The 25513-nt window shown below is 37.9% G+C and carries 22 protein-coding genes, 3 tRNA genes and 1 other annotated feature; of the genes, 5 read left to right on the top strand and 20 right to left on the bottom strand.

The annotated features are described in order from the left end of the window. Positions 1-142: 142 nt before the first annotated feature. From ftsH to RFK25_RS08550, 16 genes are all read right to left on the bottom strand, one after another. Entirely contained in the window at positions 143-2113 is a 1971-nt protein-coding gene (ftsH, locus tag RFK25_RS08625) for an ATP-dependent zinc metalloprotease FtsH (RefSeq protein ID WP_332412987.1), read from the bottom strand. A 21-nt stretch (positions 2114-2134) separates the two neighbouring features. Further along, positions 2135-2677, bottom strand: a complete 543-nt coding sequence (gene hpt / locus RFK25_RS08620) for a hypoxanthine phosphoribosyltransferase (protein WP_332412986.1) — start codon at positions 2675-2677, stop codon at positions 2135-2137. 7 nt (positions 2678-2684) lie between these two features. Then, on the bottom strand, positions 2685-3953 hold the full coding sequence (tilS, locus tag RFK25_RS08615; protein ID WP_332412984.1) for a tRNA lysidine(34) synthetase TilS: 1269 nt from the start codon (positions 3951-3953) through the stop codon (positions 2685-2687). Further along, a complete protein-coding gene (locus RFK25_RS08610) occupies positions 3954-5234 on the bottom strand; it encodes a serine hydrolase (RefSeq protein ID WP_332412982.1) in 1281 nt (426 codons plus the stop codon). A gap of 12 nt (positions 5235-5246) precedes the next feature. Continuing rightward, positions 5247-5360 (bottom strand): SP_0009 family protein, encoded by a 114-nt coding sequence (locus tag RFK25_RS08605; RefSeq protein ID WP_105118506.1) that lies wholly within the window; start codon positions 5358-5360, stop codon positions 5247-5249. Beyond that, positions 5357-5725 (bottom strand): FtsB family cell division protein, encoded by a 369-nt coding sequence (locus tag RFK25_RS08600; protein WP_105118505.1) that lies wholly within the window; start codon positions 5723-5725, stop codon positions 5357-5359. Before RFK25_RS08600 ends, RFK25_RS08605 begins: the two co-directional genes overlap by 4 nt. Continuing rightward, positions 5712-5984 (bottom strand): RNA-binding S4 domain-containing protein, encoded by a 273-nt coding sequence (locus tag RFK25_RS08595; protein WP_105125501.1) that lies wholly within the window; start codon positions 5982-5984, stop codon positions 5712-5714. Before RFK25_RS08595 ends, RFK25_RS08600 begins: the two co-directional genes overlap by 14 nt. Positions 5985-6034: 50 nt before the next feature. Continuing rightward, positions 6035-9529, bottom strand: a complete 3495-nt coding sequence (mfd, locus tag RFK25_RS08590; RefSeq protein ID WP_332412979.1) for a transcription-repair coupling factor — start codon at positions 9527-9529, stop codon at positions 6035-6037. Next, positions 9529-10098, bottom strand: a complete 570-nt coding sequence (gene pth, locus RFK25_RS08585) for an aminoacyl-tRNA hydrolase (protein WP_053864463.1) — start codon at positions 10096-10098, stop codon at positions 9529-9531. Before pth ends, mfd begins: the two co-directional genes overlap by 1 nt. Positions 10099-10152: 54 nt before the next feature. Continuing rightward, entirely contained in the window at positions 10153-11268 is a 1116-nt protein-coding gene (ychF, locus tag RFK25_RS08580; RefSeq protein ID WP_332412977.1) for a redox-regulated ATPase YchF, read from the bottom strand. Positions 11269-11360: 92 nt separating this feature from the next. Then, complete coding sequence (locus RFK25_RS08575) at positions 11361-11705, bottom strand: helix-turn-helix domain-containing protein (RefSeq protein ID WP_222366303.1); 345 nt, start codon at positions 11703-11705, stop codon at positions 11361-11363. A gap of 103 nt (positions 11706-11808) precedes the next feature. Further along, on the bottom strand, positions 11809-12012 hold the full coding sequence (locus tag RFK25_RS08570; RefSeq protein WP_024387288.1) for a DUF951 domain-containing protein: 204 nt from the start codon (positions 12010-12012) through the stop codon (positions 11809-11811). A gap of 69 nt (positions 12013-12081) precedes the next feature. Continuing rightward, a complete protein-coding gene (dnaN, locus tag RFK25_RS08565; RefSeq protein WP_172090574.1) occupies positions 12082-13218 on the bottom strand; it encodes a DNA polymerase III subunit beta in 1137 nt (378 codons plus the stop codon). Between the two features lie 153 nt (positions 13219-13371). Next, on the bottom strand, positions 13372-14739 hold the full coding sequence (dnaA, locus tag RFK25_RS08560; RefSeq protein ID WP_332412975.1) for a chromosomal replication initiator protein DnaA: 1368 nt from the start codon (positions 14737-14739) through the stop codon (positions 13372-13374). A 202-nt stretch (positions 14740-14941) separates the two neighbouring features. Then, a complete protein-coding gene (locus RFK25_RS08555; protein WP_105124974.1) occupies positions 14942-15700 on the bottom strand; it encodes a ParB/RepB/Spo0J family partition protein in 759 nt (252 codons plus the stop codon). Between the two features lie 65 nt (positions 15701-15765). Beyond that, positions 15766-16941 carry a S1C family serine protease gene (locus RFK25_RS08550; RefSeq protein ID WP_332412974.1) on the bottom strand — a complete coding sequence of 392 codons (1176 nt, stop codon included), beginning with the start codon at positions 16939-16941 and terminating at the stop codon, positions 15766-15768. Between the two features lie 191 nt (positions 16942-17132). Here RFK25_RS08550 and rlmH point away from each other — a divergent pair, with 191 nt between their 5' ends. Both rlmH and RFK25_RS08540 read left to right on the top strand, forming a co-directional pair. Beyond that, positions 17133-17612, top strand: a complete 480-nt coding sequence (gene rlmH / locus RFK25_RS08545; RefSeq protein WP_332412973.1) for a 23S rRNA (pseudouridine(1915)-N(3))-methyltransferase RlmH — start codon at positions 17133-17135, stop codon at positions 17610-17612. A 24-nt stretch (positions 17613-17636) separates the two neighbouring features. Continuing rightward, positions 17637-18311 carry a YoaK family protein gene (locus tag RFK25_RS08540; RefSeq protein ID WP_332412972.1) on the top strand — a complete coding sequence of 225 codons (675 nt, stop codon included), beginning with the start codon at positions 17637-17639 and terminating at the stop codon, positions 18309-18311. Positions 18312-18318: 7 nt separating this feature from the next. Here RFK25_RS08540 and RFK25_RS08535 read toward each other — a convergent pair. Further along, positions 18319-18392 (bottom strand) — tRNA-Arg (locus tag RFK25_RS08535). 114 nt (positions 18393-18506) lie between these two features. Here RFK25_RS08535 and RFK25_RS08530 point away from each other — a divergent pair. Together RFK25_RS08530 and RFK25_RS08525 are read left to right on the top strand one after the other, a co-directional pair. Further along, positions 18507-18578: transfer RNA gene (locus tag RFK25_RS08530), tRNA-Glu, on the top strand. A gap of 5 nt (positions 18579-18583) precedes the next feature. Continuing rightward, a tRNA-Asn gene (locus RFK25_RS08525) sits at positions 18584-18656 on the top strand. Between the two features lie 83 nt (positions 18657-18739). On the opposite strand, the gene RFK25_RS08520 is transcribed toward RFK25_RS08525, so the two are convergent. From RFK25_RS08520 to RFK25_RS08510, 3 genes are all read right to left on the bottom strand, one after another. Then, entirely contained in the window at positions 18740-21319 is a 2580-nt protein-coding gene (locus RFK25_RS08520) for a YfhO family protein (protein WP_332412971.1), read from the bottom strand. 36 nt (positions 21320-21355) lie between these two features. Further along, complete coding sequence (locus RFK25_RS08515) at positions 21356-22978, bottom strand: ABC-F family ATP-binding cassette domain-containing protein (protein WP_332412969.1); 1623 nt, start codon at positions 22976-22978, stop codon at positions 21356-21358. 64 nt (positions 22979-23042) lie between these two features. Next, the gene (locus RFK25_RS08510; protein ID WP_332412968.1) at positions 23043-23915 is read right to left on the bottom strand and encodes a YitT family protein; all 873 of its coding nucleotides are present in this window, start codon (positions 23913-23915) and stop codon (positions 23043-23045) included. A 103-nt stretch (positions 23916-24018) separates the two neighbouring features. Next, positions 24019-24222 (top strand) — a binding site (T-box leader). 51 nt (positions 24223-24273) lie between these two features. Here RFK25_RS08510 and trpS point away from each other — a divergent pair. Further along, positions 24274-25299 carry a tryptophan--tRNA ligase gene (gene trpS / locus RFK25_RS08505; protein ID WP_332412966.1) on the top strand — a complete coding sequence of 342 codons (1026 nt, stop codon included), beginning with the start codon at positions 24274-24276 and terminating at the stop codon, positions 25297-25299. Positions 25300-25513 lie beyond the last annotated feature (214 nt).

Raw genomic sequence — 25513 nt, 5'->3', positions numbered from 1 at the left:
ACATGTTCATCTGCTTTCTATACTGAGTTGGGGAATTCTAGTATATCAGACGAACATGTCTTTTTTGTTGCACTTCATTTTACAACACGGGGATGAAATAAAAATAGCTGATAACCTAAAATGATTATCAGCTGTAGATTTATTATTTTGTATCTATCTTCTCTTTTACTTCTTCATAAGAAAGAGGATGAATATCTTCGTCTTCATGTTCAATATTCTCTGGCATTTTGCCTGTTTCATAGAGAGATTTGATCTGAACACTGTCGAGAGTTTCGTATTTGAGCAATGCTTCTGCAATTAGTTTGTGGGTTTCACGGTTTGATTGAATAATATCTGCCGCTTTATTGCGTGCTTCATTTAATAAATCACGGACTTCATTATCTAATTCATAAGCAGTTTGTTCTGAGATGTGTTTATGAGTTGTCTGACCACCAAACATAGCATGACTACCTTCATACTGCATTGGTCCCATTTTTTCACTCATACCATATTCAGCAACCATAGCACGCGCCATCTGTGTTGCTTGCTCAAAGTCATTTGAGGCACCTGTGGTTTGAGTATTAAAGATAATTTCTTCTGCTACACGACCACCCATAAGCCCAGCCAATTGCTCCTTCATATCTTCTTTAGAGAGAAGCATTTGATCTTCTTTAGGAAGAGCAATCATGTAGCCACCTGCACGACCGCGAGGTACAATAGTAACTTTATGAACTTCGCGAGCATTTGACAAAACAAGTCCAACAATCGTATGACCAGCTTCGTGATAGGCAACAATTTCACGCTCCTTAGCTGAAACTTGACGGTCTTTCTTGGACGGACCTGCAATAACACGATCTTCCGCTTCGTCGATATCTGAAGCATCAATCACAGTTTTGTTTCGACGTGCGGCTACAAGGGCTGCTTCGTTAAGAACATTTTCTAAATCAGCACCAACAAATCCTGGTGTTTGTTGAGCCACTAATTTCAAATCAACATCCGGAGCCAGAGGTTTGTTTTTAGCATGAACTTTAAGGATTGCTTCACGACCCTTGACATCTGGACGACCAACTAATACTTTACGGTCAAAACGTCCTGGTCGAAGAAGAGCTGGATCGAGAACATCACTACGGTTGGTTGCAGCAATGACGATAATACCTTCATTGCCTTCAAAACCATCCATTTCAATCAAGAGTTGGTTAAGGGTTTGTTCGCGTTCATCGTTACCGCCACCCATTCCGACACCACGTTGGCGACCGACAGCATCAATTTCATCAATGAAAATGATTGCAGGCGCTTCTTTTTTTGCATCTTCAAAGAGTGAACGAACACGGCTGGCACCTACACCGACGAACATTTCTACGAAATCTGAACCAGAAATAGAGAAAAATGGCACTCCAGCTTCGCCTGCTACAGCCTTGGCAAGCAAGGTTTTACCTGTTCCTGGAGGTCCCTCTAATAAGACACCTGCTGGAATACGGGCACCAAGTTTGGTAAAGCGTTTAGGATCTTTCAAAAATTCTACCACTTCTACCAATTCTTGTTTTTCTTCTTCTGCACCTGCGACATCTGAAAAACGAACTTTGATATTGCTTTGCTCCAGAGCTTTTGCCTTGTTTCGTCCAAAGTTCATTGCTCCTCGAGCTCCACCACCGCCTTGGTTCATCATCATCATGAAGAATACACCAACGATAACAAGTGGCAACAAGTTAAAGATAATATTTAACCATAGTCCATTAGAACTTTCTGGTTTAATGGTTACCTTAACACCATTTTCATTTGCTAGAGTTTGTAATTCTGATAAATTTGTTTCAGACGGTAGAATAAGCGATTTGAAGTTTTTATAGGTGACAGAATTGGAAACTTGGAATAACTTAATAGAAGAGGCAAGCTCATCCTTAGCAGTTTGTTCTGTCTTGTATTTACCAGTAATTTCAATAACGCTTGAATCTGGTTGATAGGTCAATTCTGAAACATTATTATTTTTTAGTTCAGTAATAACTTGTGAATAGCTAATTTCTTGAGTAGCAACCTGCTGACCGGCATTAAAGAACTGGAATGCTGTTAGGATAGTTGCAATAACTAGAATAATGAGAAAAGGATTTTTAATAAATCCTTTATTTGGTTGATTGTTCATAATATAGTAGGAAACCTTTTTCTATTTTGTATAAACTTCCTCTTTTAGTACACCAACATAAGGAAGGTTACGGTAGTTTTCATCGTAATCAAGTCCAAATCCAACTACAAATTCATTTGGAATGGTAAAGCAAGTATAGTCTGGCTCAATCTCAACCACTCGACCTTCTGGTTTATCAAGGAGGGTAGCAATTTTGATAGATTCAGCTTGACGGAGAACAAACAGCTCTTTTAATTCTTTTAATGTACGACCAGTATCAATAATATCTTCAACAAAGATAATGTGGCGACCAGCAACACTCTTATCTAAATCCTTGATAATTTTAACTGTTCCGCTGCTTTCTGTACCACCATGATAACTTGAAACAACCATATAGTCCGTTTCGATATGCGTATCAATATGCTTCATCAATTCTGCCATGAATGGAATAGAACCTTTCAAAATTCCAATAAGAATAGGGTTCTTGTCCGCGTAGTCTTTTGCTAGAATTTGACCAAGTTCTTTGCACTTTGCAATAATTTCTTCTTCTGAAACAAGAATTTTCTTAATATCTTTGTCCAACATAGTTGTTCTACTCTTTCATTTTAATATATAAGGTAGCTTTGATTATATCATTTTTTATTGATTTACTCAAATCACTGCTAGCAAGATTGACAATTCCATAAATTTCTCCTGCTTGTTCAATAATAATAGCCTCTTGTCGAACTTTCTGAGGTATTTTATTATCAATAAACCAGCGACGGAGTTTTTTAGTGACGCCGTTTATTCGGATAGTATCTCCCGCCTGTCTTCCTCGTACTAGAATGGGTAAATGACTGGGAAAATGTAAAACCTGCTCTGCGTCTTCCATTGGGTGATTGAGTGAAAAAATATACGAACCATAAGAAAAAATACCTTCTGATTCTATCATGATTGGCTCTATTTGCTCATCCGTCTGAGGTCCTATTTTATCAATTGTAAAACTATGATAATCTTTTTCTAAAACATAATTATTTTTTAGTAGATGTTTATAATTCGCTTTTGATTGCAAAATATGAAGAACCTCGTCAAACTGGGAACGGGATAATTGTAAATCAGGAAAGCCTTCTAAATATTCCTCTAGTAAATACCTCTGGACTGCCTGTGTCTGTTGCCGAAAACTTATCAAATCTGTAACAGACACATCTTTCGTCAAATCTCGTAAAGCCTGTAATAGATTTCTAGTATCATCTGCAAGGTTATTGAGAGCAAGCTCAATTTTAGGATTTTCCTGTTTTAATTGTGGTAAATAGGTATTTCTTACCCTATTTCTAAAATAGTTTAAACTTTGATTGCTAGCATCTTCAAAATGAAATATATTGTCAAAATCAGACTTTTTAAAAGACAGGAGAGGTCGAATGAGTTCTCCATTTGTAAAAGGCTGGATAGACTGAATAGCCGACAAGTGCCGCAAGCGACTTCCCCTAATCAAACGCATTAAAATAGTTTCTGCTTGATCATCAGCATGGTGGGCTGTGACGAGGGCGGTATATCCTTCTTGCTCCATGATGTCCGCAAAAAATGCATAACGCCATTTCCTAGCAGCTTCTTCTGAAAATCTTCCTTCAAAATGCGATAGGTAGAATGTAACTTTGCATTCCTCTGCCAATTGGTTGAGATAATTCTCCTCAAGAACGGCTTCCTCCCGTTGCCCATGATTTATATGAGCTATACCAAGTTCAATCCCTAGTTCTTTCCGGAATTCGTATAAGAGGTGAAATAAATTCATTGAATCCAATCCACCTGACACTGCTACTAGTACTTTCTCATGTTTATCAAAAAAGTGACCATCCAGTGTCACTTTTAAAAATTTATTTTTCATTTACTTTAAAATCCCGTAAACATCATTTGCAATTTGTGTAATCTCATCATAGCTTGATTTATCCGTAAAAATAGATAGGACAAAAGGAGATTCTGCATAAACAATAGCTACATCGTGCTTGACATCATCCGCATCGCCAATTTTGTGGGCAACTGGAACAGCAATATCTTTTGAAATACGTTGGTTATCAAACTGCGTTGATATAAGACTTTCTAAAACATAGCCTTCTTGTTCATACAAGGCTTCCATCATTTTACCTGCAACTTCCGCTGTGGTTTCACGTGTAACCATATCCCACTTAATACCTGTAACTGCAGTAATATCCTGGTAGAAGTCGTCATTAAACTGATGTGTCACATAGTAAGAAAGTAAATTGCTGGCTACATTATCCGACTCTTTAGCAGTCTTGTTAATCAATTCTTCTACCGAGTATTCTTTATTGTCTGGTGTTTTAGATAAAGACCCACTACCGCCAACAACATAGGCACCTGGAAAGGACATAGAATCTGACGTGTACTTCACTTTAGTCGTCAAATCAACCTGTCCTGCATTGATTTGCTCCTGAACATAGTAAAGAATAGGTAGTTTGGCAATACTAGCAGAATAAAATACCTTATCTTGATTAAGACCTGCTGACTGACCAGTTGAAAGTTGCTTAACATATAAACCGATATTATCTTTGGAATATTTCTGTGTGAGCAAGTCTTGAACTGCTTCCATCCTATTGTCAACTGTAGCTAAATCGTCTAAAGCTATCCATCCCTTGTCTGCGATATAAGCAAAATCACCCATAGGAGTTGTAGCAATTTTAGTAACATTAACAGCTTGATAGGACTTCAAATCTGTTTTTACTTCCTTAGCTTGATTTGCTATCGGAGAAGATAGGACTACAACATTTTTATTGGTCCAATAGGTCTGTTCAACAAGGTTTTCTGCTAAAACGACATCAGCAAATAGTTTGCCGGTATCTGCCAGAATATAGGAGGTATTATCAACCTGAAAAACCAACTCTTTTTTTGAATTCACAGCCACATCTGTGATGGAAAAAGCTTGATTGGGTTGTAATTGACCAGCTACATCTGTTAGTTCTAAATCAGAATAAAGAGTTTCTGTTTGAAATACATTTGGATTTTGAGGGATAGCCTGAAAATACTGATCATATACAGTCTGTGTCAATTCATATTCTTCTTGCGCTGTGAGTTTAAACGGTATTTCTGTACTATCAACCACCTGCCATCCAAATAAAACTGGCAATAACCATACGAGCAGTTTCTTTTGCATACTCCCTCCTTTCTATAAATCCTTTTCATCTAATTTTAATTCCTGATTTTTTTGGGATAACTCTTCCAACTTCTCTTCAGAATGTTGTAAAAATTGTTCCACGACTTTAAAAATAGAATCTGTCATTTTGGTAGCCCCGGAATATTATAGACAAATTCCCCTTCTTTAGAGTATTGATACTTAGCACGAACATACTTGGCAGCGTAGTCCTCATTCTTTAATTTGGTGACCATTTCAGCTACTTGTTTTTGCTCTTTTGTCAACTCAGCATAGTTTTTTTCCAATTCAGCAAGCTTTTTTTCCTGCTTCTGAATATCTGTATAGGTCACCACAAGATTATAGGCTGGCAACATAAATAGAAAAATAACCAGAATCAAAATAGCAGCCATAAAACGATTTTTCTCTTGTCGCTCTGCCAGTTTATGTTGAGATTTTGTGCGTTCTGATTGAATAAAAGCATTATTCAATTGCAGGATTTTAGATTTTCTCATCCGCGTCTATCCTTTTTTCACTAATGATTTCATACATCTTCAGTGCATCTTCTTTTTTTGTAGAATCTTTCATTTCAAGGACCTTCACAGTTAGCAACTTATTGCCGAATTGGATTTCAACCTGATCATCAACTTTTAAATCTGTTGATGACTTGGCCAGAATACCATTGACTTTAATCCGTCCCTTGTCTGCAACTTCTTTTGCAACCGTTCTGCGCTTGATAATGCGAGATACTTTTAAATATTTATCTAATCTCATACCTTTACCTCAACTACATATTTTACCATTTTTTCATTTAATTGAAAAATTTATAATGTTTTTCTAGTCTTGATTTCTTGCAGTTTTTCAGCAAAAGCAAGCAATTCTTCTAAAATCTCATAGTCTTTTTTCTGCTGAACATTAAAAATAACTGCCAATTTGCCTTTATTTTCCGTTATTTGAGCCTTTAATTTAGTAGCAGATAAGGCTTCAAAGTAATCTTGCGTTAAAAATAGTTGACCTGCCATTGGTTCAAATGTAACAGTTACTTGGTGTTGTCGTTTCATAACTGAGTGACAGAAAACTTGGTCAAGATAGGACTTTAGCAGACCAATTTCCAGCAAGTAAGCAACTACGTCTGGGTATTCTCCAAAGCGATCAATCAATTCTTCTTGTAAATCTTGATAATTTACACGACTGTCAATATTCTTGATACGCTTGTAAATTTCAATTTTTTCTCGTTGGTCTGCAATATAATCACTTGGCAGGTAGGCATCAATCTGTAAATTAACCTCGGAATTACTTTTCTGACGTTGAGCTGCCTTACCTTGTTTTTCCAAAATTGCTTGTTCTAAGAGTTGAGAGTAGAGTTCATAACCAACTGAATCGATAAATCCTGACTGAGCAGCACCTAAAATATTTCCAGCACCCCGAATCGACAAATCTTGCATGGCAATCTTGAAACCTGATCCTAGTTCTGTAAAGCCCTTAATGGCTTCCAAGCGTTTTTCAGCTACTTCTGTCAAGGACTTGTCTGGACGGTACATGAGATAGGCATAGGCGATTCGACTAGAACGGCCAACACGTCCTCTAAGTTGATAAAGCGTTGACAGTCCCATATGATCTGCATTTTCAATAAACAGTGTATTAGCATTCGGAATATCAACACCTGTTTCAATGATTGTTGTGGTCACTAAGATATCGTATTCCCCTTCAACAAAAGCATACAGAGTGTTTTCAAGTTGAATTTCCGACATTTGTCCATGAACATAACCGATGCTTGCTTCTGGGACCAATTCTTTCAATTCTGAAACTTTCTGCTCAATGGTGTCAACCTTGTTGTAAAGATAGTAAACCTGTCCACCTCGATCTATTTCACGGAGAATAGCATCTCGAATAACGGAAGGATTTGTTTCCATGACATAGGTTTGAACTGGATAGCGATTGGTCGGCGGTGTTTCTATGACTGATAAATCGCGAATTCCCAACATGGACATTTGCAATGTTCGAGGTATTGGAGTTGCTGTCAAGGTCAGGACATCTATTTTTTTCTTGAGTTCCTTCAAGCGTTCCTTGTGCTTGACACCAAAGCGTTGCTCTTCGTCAATGACCAGTAAACCTAAATCAGCAAACACAACATCTTTAGATAAAAGCCTATGGGTACCAATGATGATGTCAACTTGACCTTTTTTCAGCTTTTCAAGCGTTTTTTCTTGCTCTGATTTTGTTTTAAAACGACTCAAGACACCGACATTGACAGGAAATTCAGCAAATCGTTCCTGGAAATTAGCATAGTGTTGTTGGGCTAAAACTGTTGTTGGAACAAGGATAGCTACTTGTTTGCCATCATTGACAGCCTTGAAGGCAGCCCGCATAGCTACCTCTGTCTTACCAAAACCAACATCCCCAACCAAAAGACGATCCATTGGAGAATCTTTTTCCATATCCTTCTTGATTTCATCAATAGAACGGAGTTGGTCATCGGTTTCCACGTGTGTAAAGTAGTTGTCAAATTCAACTTGATTTTCATCATCAGGTGAAAAGGCAAAGCCTCTCAACTGACTACGTTCAGCGTAAAGCTTAATCAAATCATCCGCAATGTCTTCCACCTGCTTTTGAACCTTTTGTTTGGTTCGTTGGAAACGACCATCGTTTAGTTTATTGACTTTTGGAGCTTTTCCATCGGATGCTAGATATTTAGAAAGTAGATCTATTTGCTCTACTGGAATGGAAATGCGGTCGGCATTTTGATATTGAACAGTAACATAATCACGGTGGATGCCTGAAATTTCAATGGTTTCTATCCCTAAATACTGACCGATTCCGTGAACATGGTGAACAACATAGTCACCAACAGCTAGCTCACTATAGTCTTTAATACGTTCAGCGTTAGAAATATTAGTTCTACGGACCTTTCGCTTTATCTTTTTATTAAAAATCTCTTTTTCAGTAATGAGAACTAACTTCTCATCCATCAGATAAAAGCCAGAAGCTAACTGACCAATGGTCACTTGTTGCTGACCTTCTACTAATTTATCTGAAGTATATGTAGGGAGTTGGATATCATACTCTTGTAAAGATTTCTGTAAAGTCTGTAAACTTGCTTCAGAACTTGCTTGAATAATGACTGTATGTTTGGATTTTTTATATCGAGCTAATTCTTCTTTCAATAGAGGAATTTGATGGAAAAACTCCTGTATAGGATGCTGGGTAAATTGGTAAAGAGCATCAAATTTTACATTTCCTAATCCCTTCTGAAAACTTGAAAAGAATGTAGCTGGTTTGTATTTTCTCAATTCAGCGTAAGTTGAGGCAAAATAATTCAAACTTGACACTGATTTACCCTTCTGTAAATCATCTGTCAACAAGTCTGCAATTTCCTTTTCAAATTGAGCCTGCTTATCGGCAATTTTATGAAAATCATCTAAAAATAAGGGAGAACCTTTTGGCAAATAATCCAACAAGGTCCATGATTTTTCATAGATACAGGACAAGAATTTACGCAAATCTGGATGCCGGTACTCCGTCTGCATATCAGCTAAGACTTCTCGTAAGTAAGACTGTTGCTCCTCTAGGGTAGATTGTTCAATAGCTGTCTGAATGTATTGGCTAGCTCTGCTATAGTCTTCCGAAGACAAAATGATATCGGAAGCTGGAGAAATGGAGATTTCGTTTAGATTTTCTAAGGATTTTTGACTATCGAGATCAAAGATACGAATGCCATCAATCTCATCTCCAAAAAATTCTATTCGGTAAGGAGTTTCTGCTTGCATGTCAAAAATATCTAGAATATCACCTCGTTGGCTAAATTCTCCCTGAGTTAAGACACGAGATACCTTTTTATATCCGATATTGACAAGCTTCTTTACAAGATTGTCAACTTCTATTTCTTTACCAACTTCCAGTCGGATGTTAGAAGCTTTAAAAACCTCTGGATTTGGTAACAATATCCGACAGGCAGCTATACTGGCAACTAGGATACCTGAACTAGTAGCATCTGTTAAAAAGTTTAAACTGTCAATCCTTGACTGAGTTCGTTCTTTTGATGCAAAGACAAATTCCGCAATTGGACTATCATCTGTAAAGAAGTTGTAAACGTGCTCATTTCCAATAATGGCTGTTAAATCTGCAACTAGTTTCTCTGCTTCATTTTGAGTAGCAGTCACAATCATTATTTTCTCAGCCATACTATCATAGGCTGTCGCCATTACCAATGACTTACTAGTTCCGGATAATCCTAAAAGTAACTGACGAGTTGATTTATTCAATCCTGACTGCCATTGATTGATTTGCTTGTTCTTATGAAGTAAATCGAGTATATTCATTATCCGTTAAACTTTCTCATAATGGTATCAAAATCATCTTCTTCCAGATAAAAGTTGACAGCCTTGTCAAGTTTATCTAAGGCCAAATCAATCTCAATACGATCCTCTGTATCAAAGCCAGACAAGACATGATTTACAACGCTCATTTTTCCTTTGGGACGGCCGATGCCGATTTTAATGCGGTCAAATTCTTGTGTTCCAATATGCTTGACAATGGATTTAATCCCATTGTGGCCACCAGCTGATCCTTTTTGACGGAAACGGATTTTTCCAACAGCCATATCCAAATCATCATAAGCCACCAAAATATCAGTCTCATCTAGACCATAATAGGCCATCAAGGCATGAACAGCCTTACCAGATTCATTCATGAAAGTCGTTGGTTTTACTAGATAGATTTTTTCGCCGTCAATAAAGGTTGTGGCAATGTCAGCTTGGAAAATCTTATCGTGGTTAAAAGTCACATTTTCACGTTTGGCAATCTTATCCAGCAACATAAATCCAACATTGTGTTTGGTTTCAAAATAGCGGTCTCCGGGATTTCCCAGACCGATGATCAATCGTGTCATTTTTTCTCCTTACATACCAAAAGGCTGGAAAATACTTTCCAACCTAATTTTCTATTAGACGTTAAAGCGGAACTCCATGATGTCCCCATCTTGAACCACATACTCTTTTCCTTCCTCACGAAGGCGTCCAGCTTCCTTAACAGCCTTCTCAGAGCCGTAGGTCATCAAATCATCGTAGGACATGGTAACGGCACGGATAAAGCCTTTTTCGAAGTCTGAGTGGATAATACCAGCACACTGAGGAGCTTTCATGCCACGCTTGAAGGTCCAAGCACGCACTTCTTTTTCCCCTGCGGTAAAGTAAGTTCCAAGTCCAAGCAAGTGGTAGGCTGCACGGGTCAATTTGTCCACACCAGATTCTGTCAAACCGAGGGCTTCCAAAAACTCACCCTTGTCTTCATCGTCGAGTTCTGAAATTTCCTCTTCTGCACGGGCTGAAATGACCACCACTTCTGCATTTTCTGTTGCCGCAAAGTCACGGATTTGCTGAACATAGCTGATAGACTCAGGATCTGATACCTTGTCTTCATCGACATTGGCAACATAGAGGACTGGTTTAGTGGTCAAGAGGAAGAGTTGCTTGACGATTTTTTGTTCTTCATCTGTGAAGTCAACCGTACGGGCAGATTTTCCGTCTTCTAGGACAGGTTTGATTTTTTCAAGCACTGCAAATTCTGCCACAGAATCCTTGTCTTTTTGAGTACGGGCCATTTTTTCTACACGAGCATAACGCTTGTTGATGCTCTCTAGGTCCGCCAAAATCAATTCTAGGTTAATGGTATCAATATCTGCGATTGGGTCCACAAAGGCGTCTTCACGGCCTTGTTCACGCATAACATTTTCATCGTCGAAGGCCCGGACCACATGGACAATGGCGTCCACCTCACGGATATTGGCCAAGAATTTGTTACCAAGTCCTTCGCCTTTTGATGCGCCCTTGACAATACCTGCAATATCGGTAAATTCAAAGGTTGTTGGGACGGTCTTTTTGGGTGTAATCAACTCTGTCAACTTCTGCAAACGCTCATCAGGCACTTCTACCATGCCGACGTTTGGATCAATAGTCGCGAAAGGGTAATTTGCAGCTTCTGCTCCTGCCTTGGTAATTGCATTAAATAGGGTTGATTTACCAACGTTTGGCAAACCGACGATTCCTGCTGTTAAAGCCATGTTTTTTTACTCTCCAATTAAAAATTCAATCATGACTATTATAGCAGAAAAGATGAGAAAAATCCTGCCAAATGACAGGATTGTAAGATTTATCAAAATTTCTGCAAAATTCTCATCGCTGCAGCAAATAAGCCAAAGGCTATTATCATGATTGGGATAAGAACCCACCAATAATTAGCAAGAAACTCCCAAACATTCATTTTTCCTAGTTGTTCCACCACAATTTCCTTCTCAGGCTCTTTTCCTAAAACCAGATAATCCAGACTAACACCAAAGATTTCTGCTAGCTGGACCAGTTTGTCAATATCTGGCGTGGCTTCGCCATTTTCCCACTTGGAAACAGCCTGACGGGAAATATAGAGTTTCTCTGCTAAGTCATCTTGAGACAAATTTTGACCAGTACGTAACTTTTTGATTTGTTGTGCCAACTGATTCATGGTCTTGTCCTCCTCTTTTTTCTAAGTCTATTATAGCTTAGAAAGGAATAGTTGACTAGCACTTTTTAGGAAATATTCGCAACCAGCAGTTGCAAACTGTCAACTAGGCTTCACTTGGCAGAACTTGTTTCATTTTTCGTTCAAAATCATGCCGGCTCATCATAACGACATGGTCACAGTTACTGCAGCGGATTTTAATATCCGCTCCTAGACGGATAACCTCCCATTTATTAGCCTTCTTACCGGTCGATTTGATGACACAGGCATGAGGTTTTTTCATTTCGACAAAGGTTCCTAATTGGTACATAGATACTCCTTTAGTTCTATTTCTTTCAGTATAACATAAAAACGGCTAAACTAGCCGTTTATGTTGGAATTAGTTGGTTCGAACTGGTGTCACCAATTGAATGAGGTCATCCCCTTCGCTATTTGGTACCACTGTAAATGGACGAACAGAGGAGATAAAGCTAATTTTGACCTGCTCACTATTGGTAGCCTTCAAGGCTTCAATCAAGTAAGTCGGGTTAAAACTAATTACCAAGTCTTCACCAGTCACTTCTAAGGTATCCAATTCTTCGTTTACACGTCCAACTTCTGGTGAGTTTACATGAGCTGTGACAATATTGTTAGCAATCTCAAGTTTTACTGTACCATTCTGAGTTGCATTTGACAGAAGACGGGCACGTTCCATTGAATGACGGAGATTAGCTGTGTCAAAGACAGCAACTGTTTTGAATTCCGTTGGAATCAGGCGATCCGTATCTGGATAGGTTCCTTCAAGTAAACGTGTATAGAAGCTAATATGCTCACTTCTGAAAAGAATTTGATTGTTTGAGAAGAATACTTCCACAGTTTCAATATCATCTGTAAAAACAACTGTAAATTCGCGAAGAGAACGGCTTGGAATTACCACGTTAAAATCATCACCTGCTTTTTCAAGAACCAATTTACGTTGGCTCATACGGTGTGAATCTGTCGCAACTGTTTTTAGATTTTTATTATCTGTCAAGACAAAGTGAACCCCTGTTAGTATTGGACGACTTTCTTGCAAGGAAGCTGCAAAAGCTGTTTCGTTGATGGTTTGTTTAAGTACTTTCGTTTCTAGGACCAGAGGTTTTGAAGTTGGCACTTCTTGCAGACGAGGATACTGTTCCGCATCTTTACCTTTCAAGGTAATTTCAGACTTACCACTTGTTAGTACAACTTGCTTTTGCTCGATTTCATTAAAATCAACTACGACATCAGGTAGGCTAGATACAATATTGATAAAGAAGCCTGCTTCTAAAAGAATAGCGCCAGGAGAGCTTATCAACAGACCTGCATTTTCATCCTGGATAGAAATAAAATGTTCGATAGAAATCTGTCCATTAGAACCTGTTAAAGTAATTCCATCACTAGTAACTGTGATTTTAACAGTTGAAAGAATTGGAATAGCATTTTTTGTGCTGATTGCTCGTTTGGTTGTATTTAGTGCTTGGAGAAATACATTTTTGTTAATTGAAAATTGAATCATGGAAACTCCTTTATTTATTATTTATAAGGTTAGTAGTAGTAGTAGGCCCTGTGTATTCTGTGGAAAAGTAGGTCAAAGCCATAACTTTCTAGAAAAATAGCTTGTTCACAACTTGTGGAAAAGTAGCTGGATTTTTTTAAACTTATACACAGGTCATCGAATTTTATTTTTGATACTGGTTATTTCGATTTCCAAATTATCATCATCCATTAGCAAACTTTTAATCTTGTTATAGGCATGCATGACTGTTGTATGGTCACGATTACCAAATTCTCTACCAATTTTTGGCAAAGAGTTGTCTGTCATTTCGCGGGCTAAAAACATAGCAACCTGGCGCGCGTGAACAATGTGTTGGACACGTTTAGAGCCCTTTATTTCTTTGAGGCTAACTCCATAGAAATTTCCAACTTCTGTTTGGATTTTTTCGATCGGAATGACCATGTTTTGAGGGTTTGTTTGCTTCCTAGAACGAATGGCTTCAGCAGCTACTTCTACTGTTATCTCAGACAGATTTCGCATGGTAGCAAGTAGGTTAATGTCCTTCAATGCCCCCTCAAGATCACGGACGTTGGAATCAAATTGACCTGCTAAGTAGGACAGGGTATCATTAGTGAAATCATAAGGGAAGGCTTCGCATTTATTGCGTAAAATAGCAATACGTGTTTCAAAGTCAGGAGGTGTGATTTCACTCGTTAAGCCCCACTTAAAACGAGTTACTAATCGTTCTTCAAGATTGTCTAGATAGTCAGGGTTTCTATCACTTGTTAGGACTATTTGTTTATTTTTTTGATGGAGTGCATTGAAAGTATGGAAAAATTCTTCTTGCGTGGTTTCTTTTTTCTGAATGGATTGGATATCATCAATGAGGAGCAGGTCAAGATTACGATAGATTTCTTTGAACTGCTTCATTTTATTTAATCGCATGTGTTCCAATAACTCATTGATAAAAGTTTCTGATGAAACATACTTTATTTTTGCATGAGGATTGTCAGCTAGGACCTTATTACCGATTGCATTTAGAATATGAGTTTTCCCTAAACCTGGTCCACCAAAGATAAATAGTGGATTATAGAGCTCTCCTAAGTTATCAGAAACAGCCAGTGCAGCCGCTTTTGCCCAATGATTGTTATCTCCTTGAACAAAGTTTGAAAAGGTATATTGAGACTTTATATCAGGATGGACAGGCTGTAGTACTCCCTCTGCTATATCAGTTATAGAAGACGGGGTGGAAGGACTGTATGTTGTTCTAGTAGTAGGAACTATTTCAGTCACTTCTTCTGTAAATTGGTAGCGAGTAGTGAGCGGTTCACCGAAAATTTCAAAACTAGCCGCAATCATTAGCTCCTCAAAGTTTGTTTCCCAGAAATCTTTTTTAAATGGGCGATTTAAGAAGATGGTGGCTACTTGTTGTTCTAGGTTTAGCAATCTTGCATCTGCAACGTAAAAATCATAAATGGAAGCTTTGAAACTTGCTTGGACTAGTTCAATAAATCGTTGCCAGAATTGTTGTTCTTTATTCATATTTTCCTCCTCTCATTTTCTATTGGCTAGAATAGTGTACCATAAAAAGTAAAAGTTTTCCACAGATAATTTTTAAAATCCACAATGTTCATAAAAGTTTTCCACAGGATGTGAATAAAAGCTAGAACCTGTGTAGATTCTAGCTTTCTCGGTCTTTTTAATTGTGGAAAAAAGTGTTTATAAAAATATTCTGTAAACAGGCTTATTTTAAATTGTTGATAATTCGCTCAAATTCTTCAAGGCTATTAAAGCTGATTCGAATTTCTCCATTGCCATTTTTTTTCTGAAGAATTTTTGTGGAGGTTCCTAGAAGTTGGTTGAGAATGTTTTCTTGTTCTTTTAAAAATTGATTCTTGGGTTGTGTCTTTATTTTTTTCTTCTTGGATAGAATTTTTTCAAGAGCCCGTACACTTAGATCTTTTTCGATGATTTCCTGAACCCAAGTAGCTTGCTTTACTTCTGAAAATGCAACTAACTGACGCGCGTGGCCTTGTGAAATTTTTCCTTCTTTTATTGCTTGCTGTGTTTCTTTGGAAAGATTTAATAAACGTAGTAAGTTACTGATATAAGGTCTTGATTTTCCCATGATTTGAGCAATTTCATCATGCTTCAATCCCTTGCTGAGTAGTTTTTGATAGGATGTTGCTTCTTCGATAGGATTTAAATCTGAACGCTGTAAATTTTCAATGATTGCTTGATAGAGCAAATCATCATCACTCAATTCTTTGACGATAGCGGGAATTGCTGTTAATCCAGCTAATTGACTAGCTCTCCATCTTCTCTCACCTGCTAATAGTTCATAACCAATAATGGACGACTTTCTTACAATGATTGGTTGGATCAATCCGTTTTCTTTTATAGACTGAGCTAATTCTTCTAGCTTATTTTGGTCAAAATGTATTCTTGGTTGGTAAGGATTTGGCTGGATATCTGAAATATTGATAGTACGTAGTTCTTCCATAATGTTCATTTTAGCAAAAAAAAACAGACTTTACAATCATGTAAAGTCTAGTTTAGATACTACTATTATTGAAGTTGTTCGGTAGAGTGTGTCAACTTGATGTCAACAGTTTCTTTCTTATTGTTTCTATAATAGGTGATGATTATGCTATCTCCAATTTGGTGCTTATAAAGCGCACTCTGTAGATCACTTTTATTTTCGATGACATCCCCATCAATTTCAGTAATAACATCATAGGTTTCAAATTTTCCATCTGCTGGTAGGCCTGCTTGTGTAGAAACAACGATAACACCAGATGTTAATTCAGTATTGGAAAGTCCTGCTTTTTCAAGTTGACTAGTTGACAAATCTGTCAAGTTAACCATGTGAACACCCAGAGCAGGTCGACTGACCTTACCATCTGTTTCTAGTTGATTGATAATGGTCACCGCATCGTTGGAAGGAATTGCAAATCCCATACCTTCAACTGTAACACCAGAACTAGTCAAAGAACTAGAGGAAATTTTGCTAGAAGTAATTCCGATCACTTGACCTTGAATATTGATGAGTGGTCCACCAGAGTTACCTGGGTTAATAGCTGTATCTGTTTGAATAGCATTGGTTGAAATGGTTTGCCCATCTTCAGACTGAGAGGTGACAGTACGACTGAGGCTGGAGATAATCCCCTGTGTGACTGTATTTGCGTAAACACTCCCTAGAGGACTACCGATTGCAATAGCTGTTTCACCAACCTTAATGGTGTCTGAGTCCGCAAATTCAGCTACTGCTGTCACCTTGTCTGCATCAATTTTGATAACAGCTATGTCAGAGTAGGTGTCAGCACCCACTAATTCTCCTGCCACTTTCTCTCCAGAAGCTAGAAGGATATCAATTTTTTCAGCATTATTGATTACGTGGGTATTGGTTACAATATAGGCAGTATTTCCATCTTTTTTGTAGATTACTCCTGAACCTTCCCCAGCAACTGCTAGTTCATCAGATGATTCAATATTTCCAAAAATGGCGCTCAGACTATTGCTTGTTGCAGATTGGTAGTTGATAACGGAAACAACTGCATCTTGGATTTTTTCTACTGCCTGAGTTGTTGAAGTCTCATTATCATATTGAACATTGCTGACACTTGTAATAGCAGAGTTTGCTTGCTGGACTTGTGGTTGAAAGATGGATGCAGTCAGTGAACCAGCTAAGCCACCAATAAAGCCAACTACAAATAGAATAGCGAATTTCAAATATTTTTTCATATAGAGGATCCTTTTCCTTTCTTACATTTTCCTTAAGATTACTCTTGCTTTCTTAATTATAGCTTAAAGTTTTCAAAAATCAATCCACAACCTGTGGATAACTATGTGAATAATGTGAATTTGCTTTGAAATTCTGAGATTTTTTCGGATTATCTACTAACAGAAACCTGTGGATATGTTACAATATTTTTATGAAAATAAAATTGATAACCGTTGGAAAATTGAAAGAAAAATACCTTAAAGATGGTATTGCCGAATATAGTAAACGTTTAGGTCGTTTTACAAAGTTGGAACTGATTGAACTAGCTGACGAGAAGACGCCAGATAAGGCTAGTCAGGCAGAAAATGAGCAGATATTGAAAAAGGAAGCTGAGCGAATTATGGCTAAAATTGGTGAACGTGATTATGTCATTGCCTTGGCTATTGAAGGAAAGCAGTTTCCCTCTGAAGAATTTAGCAAGAAACTAGCTGACATTACAGTGAGTGGCAATTCTGATATTACTTTTATTATCGGTGGCAGTCTTGGCTTGGCTCCACAAGTGAAAAAAAGAGCCAATTTACTGATGAGTTTTGGACAATTGACCCTCCCTCACCAACTAATGAAATTGGTTCTTATCGAGCAAATTTATCGCGCCTTTATGATTCAACAAGGCAGTCCCTACCATAAATAGTTTCACGTGAAACAAGGAGTTAGAATGAAGCAGAAAGATTATCGTGTTTTTGAAGGCTTGCGGGTAGCTTGTTGCTTGACCTTTATTAGTGGTTATCTCAATGCCTTTACCTATGTTACCCAAGGTGGTCGTTTTGCTGGTGTACAATCTGGCAATGTGATTTCTCTTGCCTATTATATGGCCAAGGGGGATTTTGTTCAGGTAGCAAACTTTTGTATTCCAATTCTATTTTTTGTATTTGGTCAATTTTTCACTTACTTAGCTAGAAGGTATTTTGAAAAACAATATTGGTCCTGGCATTTTGGTAGTAGCTTGATCATGCTGATTTGCATCCTTTTGACAATTTTTTTATCTCCTCTTATGCCTGCTTCTTTTACCATCGCTAGTTTGGCTTTTGTAGCCTCTATCCAGGTGGAGACCTTTAGAAGGTTGAGAGGTGCTCCCTATGCCAATGTCATGATGACTGGAAATGTGAAGAATGCGGCTTATCTTTGGTTTAAAGGTATGATTGAACGGGATGCAGAGCTGAAAAAGACAGGAAGAAATATTTTACTTACGATTATTGGTTTTATGCTCGGTGTTATAAGTGCAACGCAGCTATCCTTTCAGTTTAAAGAATATGCTTTAATTGGCATTCTCCTACCAGTCCTCTATATCAACTATCAATTATGGCAAGAAAAAAGACCTATCCTAAGATAGATCGATATGATTCCAGCAGGATTCGAACCTGCGACCGTTCGCTTAGAAGGCGAATGCTCTATCCAGCTGAGCTATGGAACCCTAACTATTCAATTGTACATTAAACGATTAACTCTGTCAATAGTGCAAAAATTTTAAAAAAAGTATTGACAAAAAATTATCGGTGTATTATACTAGTTATTGTTCTGAAAAAATGGTCCGTTGGTCAAGGGGTTAAGACACCGCCTTTTCACGGCGGTAACACGGGTTCGAATCCCGTACGGACTATTCTTTCCGCCATAGCTCAGTCGGTAGAGCGCATGACTGTTAATCATGATGTCACAGGTTCGAGCCCTGTTGGCGGAGTAAATAAAGACTAGGAAGCCTTGAGAAATCAAGGTTTTATTTTTTAAAAATTTATAGTAAATGAAAACCTCTAAGTAATCTATCTATACTGGGAGGTTTTTATTGTACTTATTTCGAAAGATTTGGTAGCTAATAAACATGCCAAGGGCGGAGAATGAGATTATTAAACCTAGGTAAAAACCTTGAGGTGTAAAGGTAAGAATTACTTGTGATTGCCCAGGCTTGACATCAACTTTCATAAAACCACTTTGCGCTTTTTGAATACTTACTGGTTCCCCATCAATTGTTGCAGACCATCCTTTATCGTAGGGTAGGGTTAAAAGAAGCGAAGCTTCATTTTCTGTTTCAAAGTCAATAGTGACCGTGTTTCCTTCAGTTTTTGTAACAATATTTTTTTCTTTTAGTATAGTTACAGCATTTTGGAATGCAATTAGATCTAGACGGTAGAATTGAGGTTTATCAAAGGAAACTTGTGCATTTTCAGGGAAGTGAATGTCAACTTGAACGACTTGTTCTTCTGAGAAATCTCCAACATTGAAGAATGAAAATGCATTATCAAGTGTAAATTCAGTTGACTGGTTATTGACAGTTATGACAACCTTCTTATGATTCTCATTTGAGAACGTTATTTTTGGTAAATTAAGATAGACTTGACTATTTGCAGGTACTGTTAATGTATAACTAACTTTAGCACTCGTTTCCTCATTTGCTTTATTTATAGTGATACGATTTCCTAATTCAGTCGCATATTGAGATGAAGTGATTGGAATGCTGTAGTAATATTTATGGTTTACACCAGATAGCTGATTGAGGAAATTTGTTTGATTATCAAGTGTGAGATTTGTAAATTTTACATCCTTGTAAACTTGGTTGGTGAGAATAGCCAGACCTTGATTAAAGCTATTTTCATACAAGTTCATTTTATCACTACTTTGATCAAGTGAGAAACCAAATTTATTTGGATCAAGAGTTGCTAGATTGTATTTTATGCCAAATAGACTATCAGCAATGATGGTATTATTTTGATAGCGGAGGTTAAGATTAGTCCCATCTGAACGGAAACCTAATTTATCAAGGACAGAGCCAGAAGATCTATTGCGAATAGAAGAGAATTGAGAAATACCATTGTAGTTGTATTTCATACTATCATTTCCTGTTTGTGGTAACAATCGTTCGGTCCGATAGAAAGCGGTATTATCAGACTTGGCTGACTTGACAAGGTTGTCAATATCTGTCAATTTTTCTTCATAGTTTGAACGACTAGGGAAATGCCATTCATTTGATAGTCCCTGTACCTGATACTGAGTATGAATCCCGATTTCAAATAAGCCAAAGAATAGGAAAACAGTGGCAATCCAGTTAGCATATAGTTTACGATGAAAGAGGAGCCAAAATAGAACAATGTAAAGAATTAGAAATTCAACTGTCAATAAAAAGTTTACAGCTTGTAAAAATTCATAGTGTTGCTTAAATAGATAGGTCAGTAGAAAACCTAGTAATATAACCGAAATGCTTCCATAGAAGCTTCTAAGAGAAACTTGCTTCAATCGTATAATTGTTTCTGCAGCTAGGTAGATAAGGATGGTAGATAGGACCCAAGAATAGCGGTATAGAAACATATTCGGAGCATGCATCCCCTGCCAAAATAAGTTGAGTGGTTGGAGGTAGAAACTAGCAATGACAAAACTGATTAGTAGACCGTATGAGCATTTTACTGTCCACCTTACCTCTTTTATGGTAAAGAATAGTATTGTGAAAATGAGTGGCAGTAATCCTACATAAATCATAGGAATGGAGCCAAATTTAGTTGTGTCAAAACTACCGACTAAATTCTTTGCAAAGAAATCCAAATACCAGGAGTCTTCCGTTTTTAGATTGACAATCTTTGTAAAAGTTTCACCGTGCGTTTTCAAATCTAAATATGTTGGTAGGAGCATAAACATACTAGTTAGTGCTGATAAAATTGACACAACTGTAAAGTTTATGAATATTTTTATCCTGTTTTTTTCTAACCAAGATAAATGAACAAGTGCCCACAGTGCTAGGAAAATCGCAGCCATATAGCCAAAGTAGTAGTTTTGAACAAACAAGCAAGTCAAGGCTATATAGTAAATAACTTGATTTTTTCCTTCTATCAATCGGTGTAAACCAAGTAGGATAATAGGAATGAGGATGAAGACATCTAGCCAGCTATTGATTTCTAATTGACTGGTAGAAAAACTCATCAATGAGTAGGAAGTGGAAAGAAGAAGTGCCCAGGAAGGTTCAAGTTTCTTATGTATCCCTTTTAAGCTAAAATAGGTTGACAAACCTATCAATCCAAACTTTACAACAGTGACAAGATAGAGGGCATCTGGCATGGATTGTAAATCAAAGAAGAATACAATTGGAGATAAGAAGGAACCTAGATAGTAAGAAGATAAGGCATAGAAATTCAAACCTAATCCACTTGTAAAGGTATAAAAAAGAGAACCGTCACCGTGTAAAGTATTTCGTAACGTTTGATTAAAGATGACATATTGATGGAAACCATCGCTAGCCAAAATGGTTGTATCACTTCCCCACCAAATGCCTTGAAAAGATAGGACAAGGGAAATAATTCCTAGAGGAATCAAAAAAGATAGGAGGTAATAGGTAGATTTTTTTGTAAATATTTTTTTCATAGATTTAAAAGAAAAGGCGAGTGAATCGCCTTTTTATTATGCTTTCCAAAGTTCTTGTACTTTTGCTTGTACTTCAGCATTTTCCAAGAATTCGTCATAGGTTTCGTCAATACGGTCAATCACGCCATTTTTAGAGATTACAATGATATGGTTAGCCAGTGTTTGAATAAACTCGTGGTCGTGGCTAGCAAAGATGATAGATTCTTTAAAGGCTTTGAGACCATCGTTCAGACTAGAGATAGATTCCAAGTCCAAGTGGTTAGTTGGATCATCCAACACCAAAACATTTGATTTGAGGAGCATAAGTTTTGACAACATCACGCGTACCTTTTCTCCACCTGACAAGACATTGACAGGTTTGTTAACCTCGTCACCTGAGAAGAGCATCCGGCCCAAGAAGCCACGCAAGAAGGTATTATCGTCTTCTTCTTTGCTAGCAAAGTTACGAAGCCAATCAAGGATGGATTCGTTGGTGTCAAAATCACGAGTATTGTCTTTTGGTAGGTAAGATTGACTGGTAGTTACACCCCACTTGACAGTACCTTCGTATTCGATGTCTCCCATGAGGGCACGAATGAGGGCAGTTGTTTGAATGTCGTTTTGACCAATGAGAGCCGTTTTATCACCTGGACGTAGGATAAAGCTGATATTATCCAAAATGGTTTCACCATCAATGACAACTTTCAAGTTTTCAACTGTCAAGAGATCGTTACCGATCTCACGTTCTGCCTTGAAGTTGATAAATGGATACTTACGGCTTGAAGGAATGATTTCTTCCAACTCGATTTTATCCAGCATCTTTTTACGTGAAGTAGCTTGCTTAGACTTAGAAGCATTAGCAGAGAAACGGGCAACGAATTCTTGCAATTCCTTGATTTTTTCTTCTGCTTTTGCGTTACGGTCTGCTTGTAGTTTAGCTGCTAGTTCACTGGATTGTTTCCAGAAGTCATAGTTACCAACGAAAATCTTGATTTTACCGAAGTCAAGGTCAGCCATGTGGGTACATACCTTGTTCAAGAAGTGGCGGTCATGGGATACAACGATAACTGTATTTTCGAAATCAATCAAGAAATCTTCCAACCAGTTGATTGATTGAATATCCAAACCGTTGGTTGGTTCGTCCAAAAGAAGAACATCTGGTTTACCAAAAAGTGCCTTAGCCAAGAGAACCTTAACCTTCTCACCGTTGGTCAATTCGCTCATGTTTTGGTAGTGGAGGTCTTCTGAAATGTTGAGGTTTTGGAGTAATTGTGAAGCTTCACTTTCAGCTTCCCAACCACCAAGTTCAGCAAACTCACCTTCTAATTCAGCGGCACGAACACCGTCTTCATCAGAAAAATCTTCCTTCATGTAAATGGCATCTTTCTCTTTCATGATGCTGTAAAGTTGCTCATTCCCCATGATAACGACGTCAATCACGCGCTCATCTTCATAGTCAAAGTGGTTCTGACGCAATACAGATAGTCGTTCATCTGGACCGAGTGAGATATGGCCTGTTGATGGTTCAATGTCACCTGCAAGAATTTTCAAGAAAGTTGATTTACCAGCACCATTGGCACCAATCAAGCCGTAGGTGTTTCCAGCTGTAAACTTAATATTGACATCGTCAAATAATTTGCGGTCGCTAAAGCGGAGCGACACGTCTGATACTGTAAGCATAGTTTCTCCTCTATTTCTGTCTATTAGTTTTATTGTACTAGAAAGAACTTGAATTTTCAATGAATTACATTGGAATTAAAATATCTTCATCGTAATGTTTATGGTCTTTTTGTAAGCTGAAACCACGTCCACGAACTTGGCTGGCAGGCATGACAACCATAAAGGCAGTTTCATCAATTTCTAATACAGCCGTTTCCAGTTTTTGCATTTCTGGAATAGAGATGGTGGTCATCAACATGCGCTTGTCAACCCCTGTAAAGCCACCGATAATTGGGAGCTCTGTCACACCGCGATCCGCGACTTTTGTGATGTAGTCTTTGATTTGACTTGATTTTTGAGAAATAATCATGACATTTCGAGATGATTGGGTACCGGACATCATGCGGTTGACAATGTAAGTAATGGTCATAAGGGCAATGATGGAATGCATGACAGTATCTGGATCAAAAGCGATAAAACCTAGTCCGACGATTATTCCGTCGATGATGGCCATTGTTGCTCCTAAAGATAAGGGAGTGTATTTATGAAGAAATTGAATGAGAATACCTGTACCACCTGTAGATGAATTTCCTAGAAAGACAAGTCCTAGTCCAAAACCGAGGATTATTCCACCAAAAATAGCAGCGAGCAAAGGATTTTCTGTCAAGCTTGGTAAACCTGCTGTCAACTTTATGCAAAATGGATAAATGATAGCGCCGTAAACTGTTTTGACAAAGACAGACTTTCCTAGAAACACCCAACAAATAATGAGCAAAGGAATGTTGCAGTAGAGAACAAAATCAGCGGGGTTCCAGCCCAAGAGCGTATTAAGTGCTATAGCAAGACCTCCAACCCCTCCAGAAACAATATTATTCTCTAAAAATAGACTGTTAAAACCAACAGCCATGACAATGGAACCCAAAGTTACATAGGCAAAATCTTTGATCCGTTCTTTCATAGCTTCTCCTTATTTGAATATCATAGAATGCAACTTCTATTATCCCTAAAATCCAGCTTATCGTCAAGGCTTGGAAGTATTGACTTTCTATTTTTTAAAAGGTATAATAGAGGTCAATCAGAAGAGTAGGTAATCTTCCATTTTTAGAGAGCTTGTGGTCGCTGCAAACAGGTAATGGTGATTAGTGAATGGACTGATTTTGTAATGAATTCGAACCAATAAGGATTCGGCTAGCAGGCCTTATGTGCATAGAGATGGGAGTATGTTCTCCTAAGTAAGGTGGTACCGTGTCCTTGACGCCCTTGCACAGTTTCTGTGCGGGGCTTTTTTTATGAAAATTATCAGATGAGGTGAAGGAATGACCAAACCAATTATTTTGACGGGAGACCGTCCAACAGGTAAACTCCATATCGGCCATTATGTTGGCTCCTTGAAAAATCGTGTTTTATTACAAGATGCTGGACAACATGAACTATTTGTCTTTTTAGCTGACCAACAAGCGTTGACAGACCATGCCAAAGAACCACAAAAAATTATCGAATCAGTTGGTAATGTGGCATTGGACTATCTTGCAGCAGGACTTGACCCAGCTAAAACAACGATTTTTATCCAAAGTCAAATTCCTGAATTGGCAGAGTTGACTATGTACTATATGAACTTGGTATCTGTTGCACGTCTAGAACGCAACCCAACAGTGAAGACGGAGATTGCTCAGAAGGGATTTGGCGAAGGAATTCCAGCTGGTTTCTTGGTCTATCCTGTGTCACAAGCGGCGGACATTACAGCCTTCAAGGCAAATTTTGTCCCTGTAGGAAATGACCAGAAACCGATGATTGAGCAGACCCGTGAAATCGTTCGTAGCTTTAACCATGCTTATCAGACGGATATTTTGGTAGAGCCAGAGGGTATCTATCCTGAAAATGAGGCAGCTGGTCGCTTGCCAGGTTTGGACGGTAATGCCAAGATGTCTAAGTCACTTGGAAATGGGATTTACTTAGCCGATGACATGGATACACTCAAAAAGAAAGTCATGTCCATGTACACAGATCCAAACCACATTCGTGTAGAAGACCCAGGTAAGATTGAAGGAAATATGGTTTTCCACTATCTTGATGTTTTCGGACGTGAAGAAGATAAAGCTGAGATTGAGGCGATGAAGGAGCATTACCAGCGTGGTGGCTTGGGTGATGTGAAAACCAAACGCTATCTTCTTGACATTTTAGAACGTGAATTGGGACCAATCCGTGAGCGTCGAATCGAGTTTGCCAAAGACATGGGGCAAGTCTATGCCATGTTGGAAGCAGGCAGTCAAAAAGCTCGTCATGTTGCAGCAAATACTTTGGATCAAGTCAAGGATGCAATGGGAATTAACTACTTTAAATAAGGTTAACGATAAAAGAGCAATGTTTAAAAAACGTTGCTTTTTTCATTTGTTTTATAATAAAGTAAAAACCAAACGTTCGAATTTCTAAAAGGAAGTGGTAAAGAATTTTCTGAATTTTTATTATTCCCGTGTTGTAAAATGAAGTGCAACAAAAAAGACATGTTCGTCTGATATACTAGAATTCCCCAACTCAGTATAGAAAGCAGATGAACAT

Source organism: Streptococcus sp. SS-4456, from assembly GCF_036680365.1.
In the GTDB taxonomy this organism is placed as follows: domain Bacteria; phylum Bacillota; class Bacilli; order Lactobacillales; family Streptococcaceae; genus Streptococcus.
This window is presented reverse-complemented; position numbering and strand designations above follow the sequence as displayed.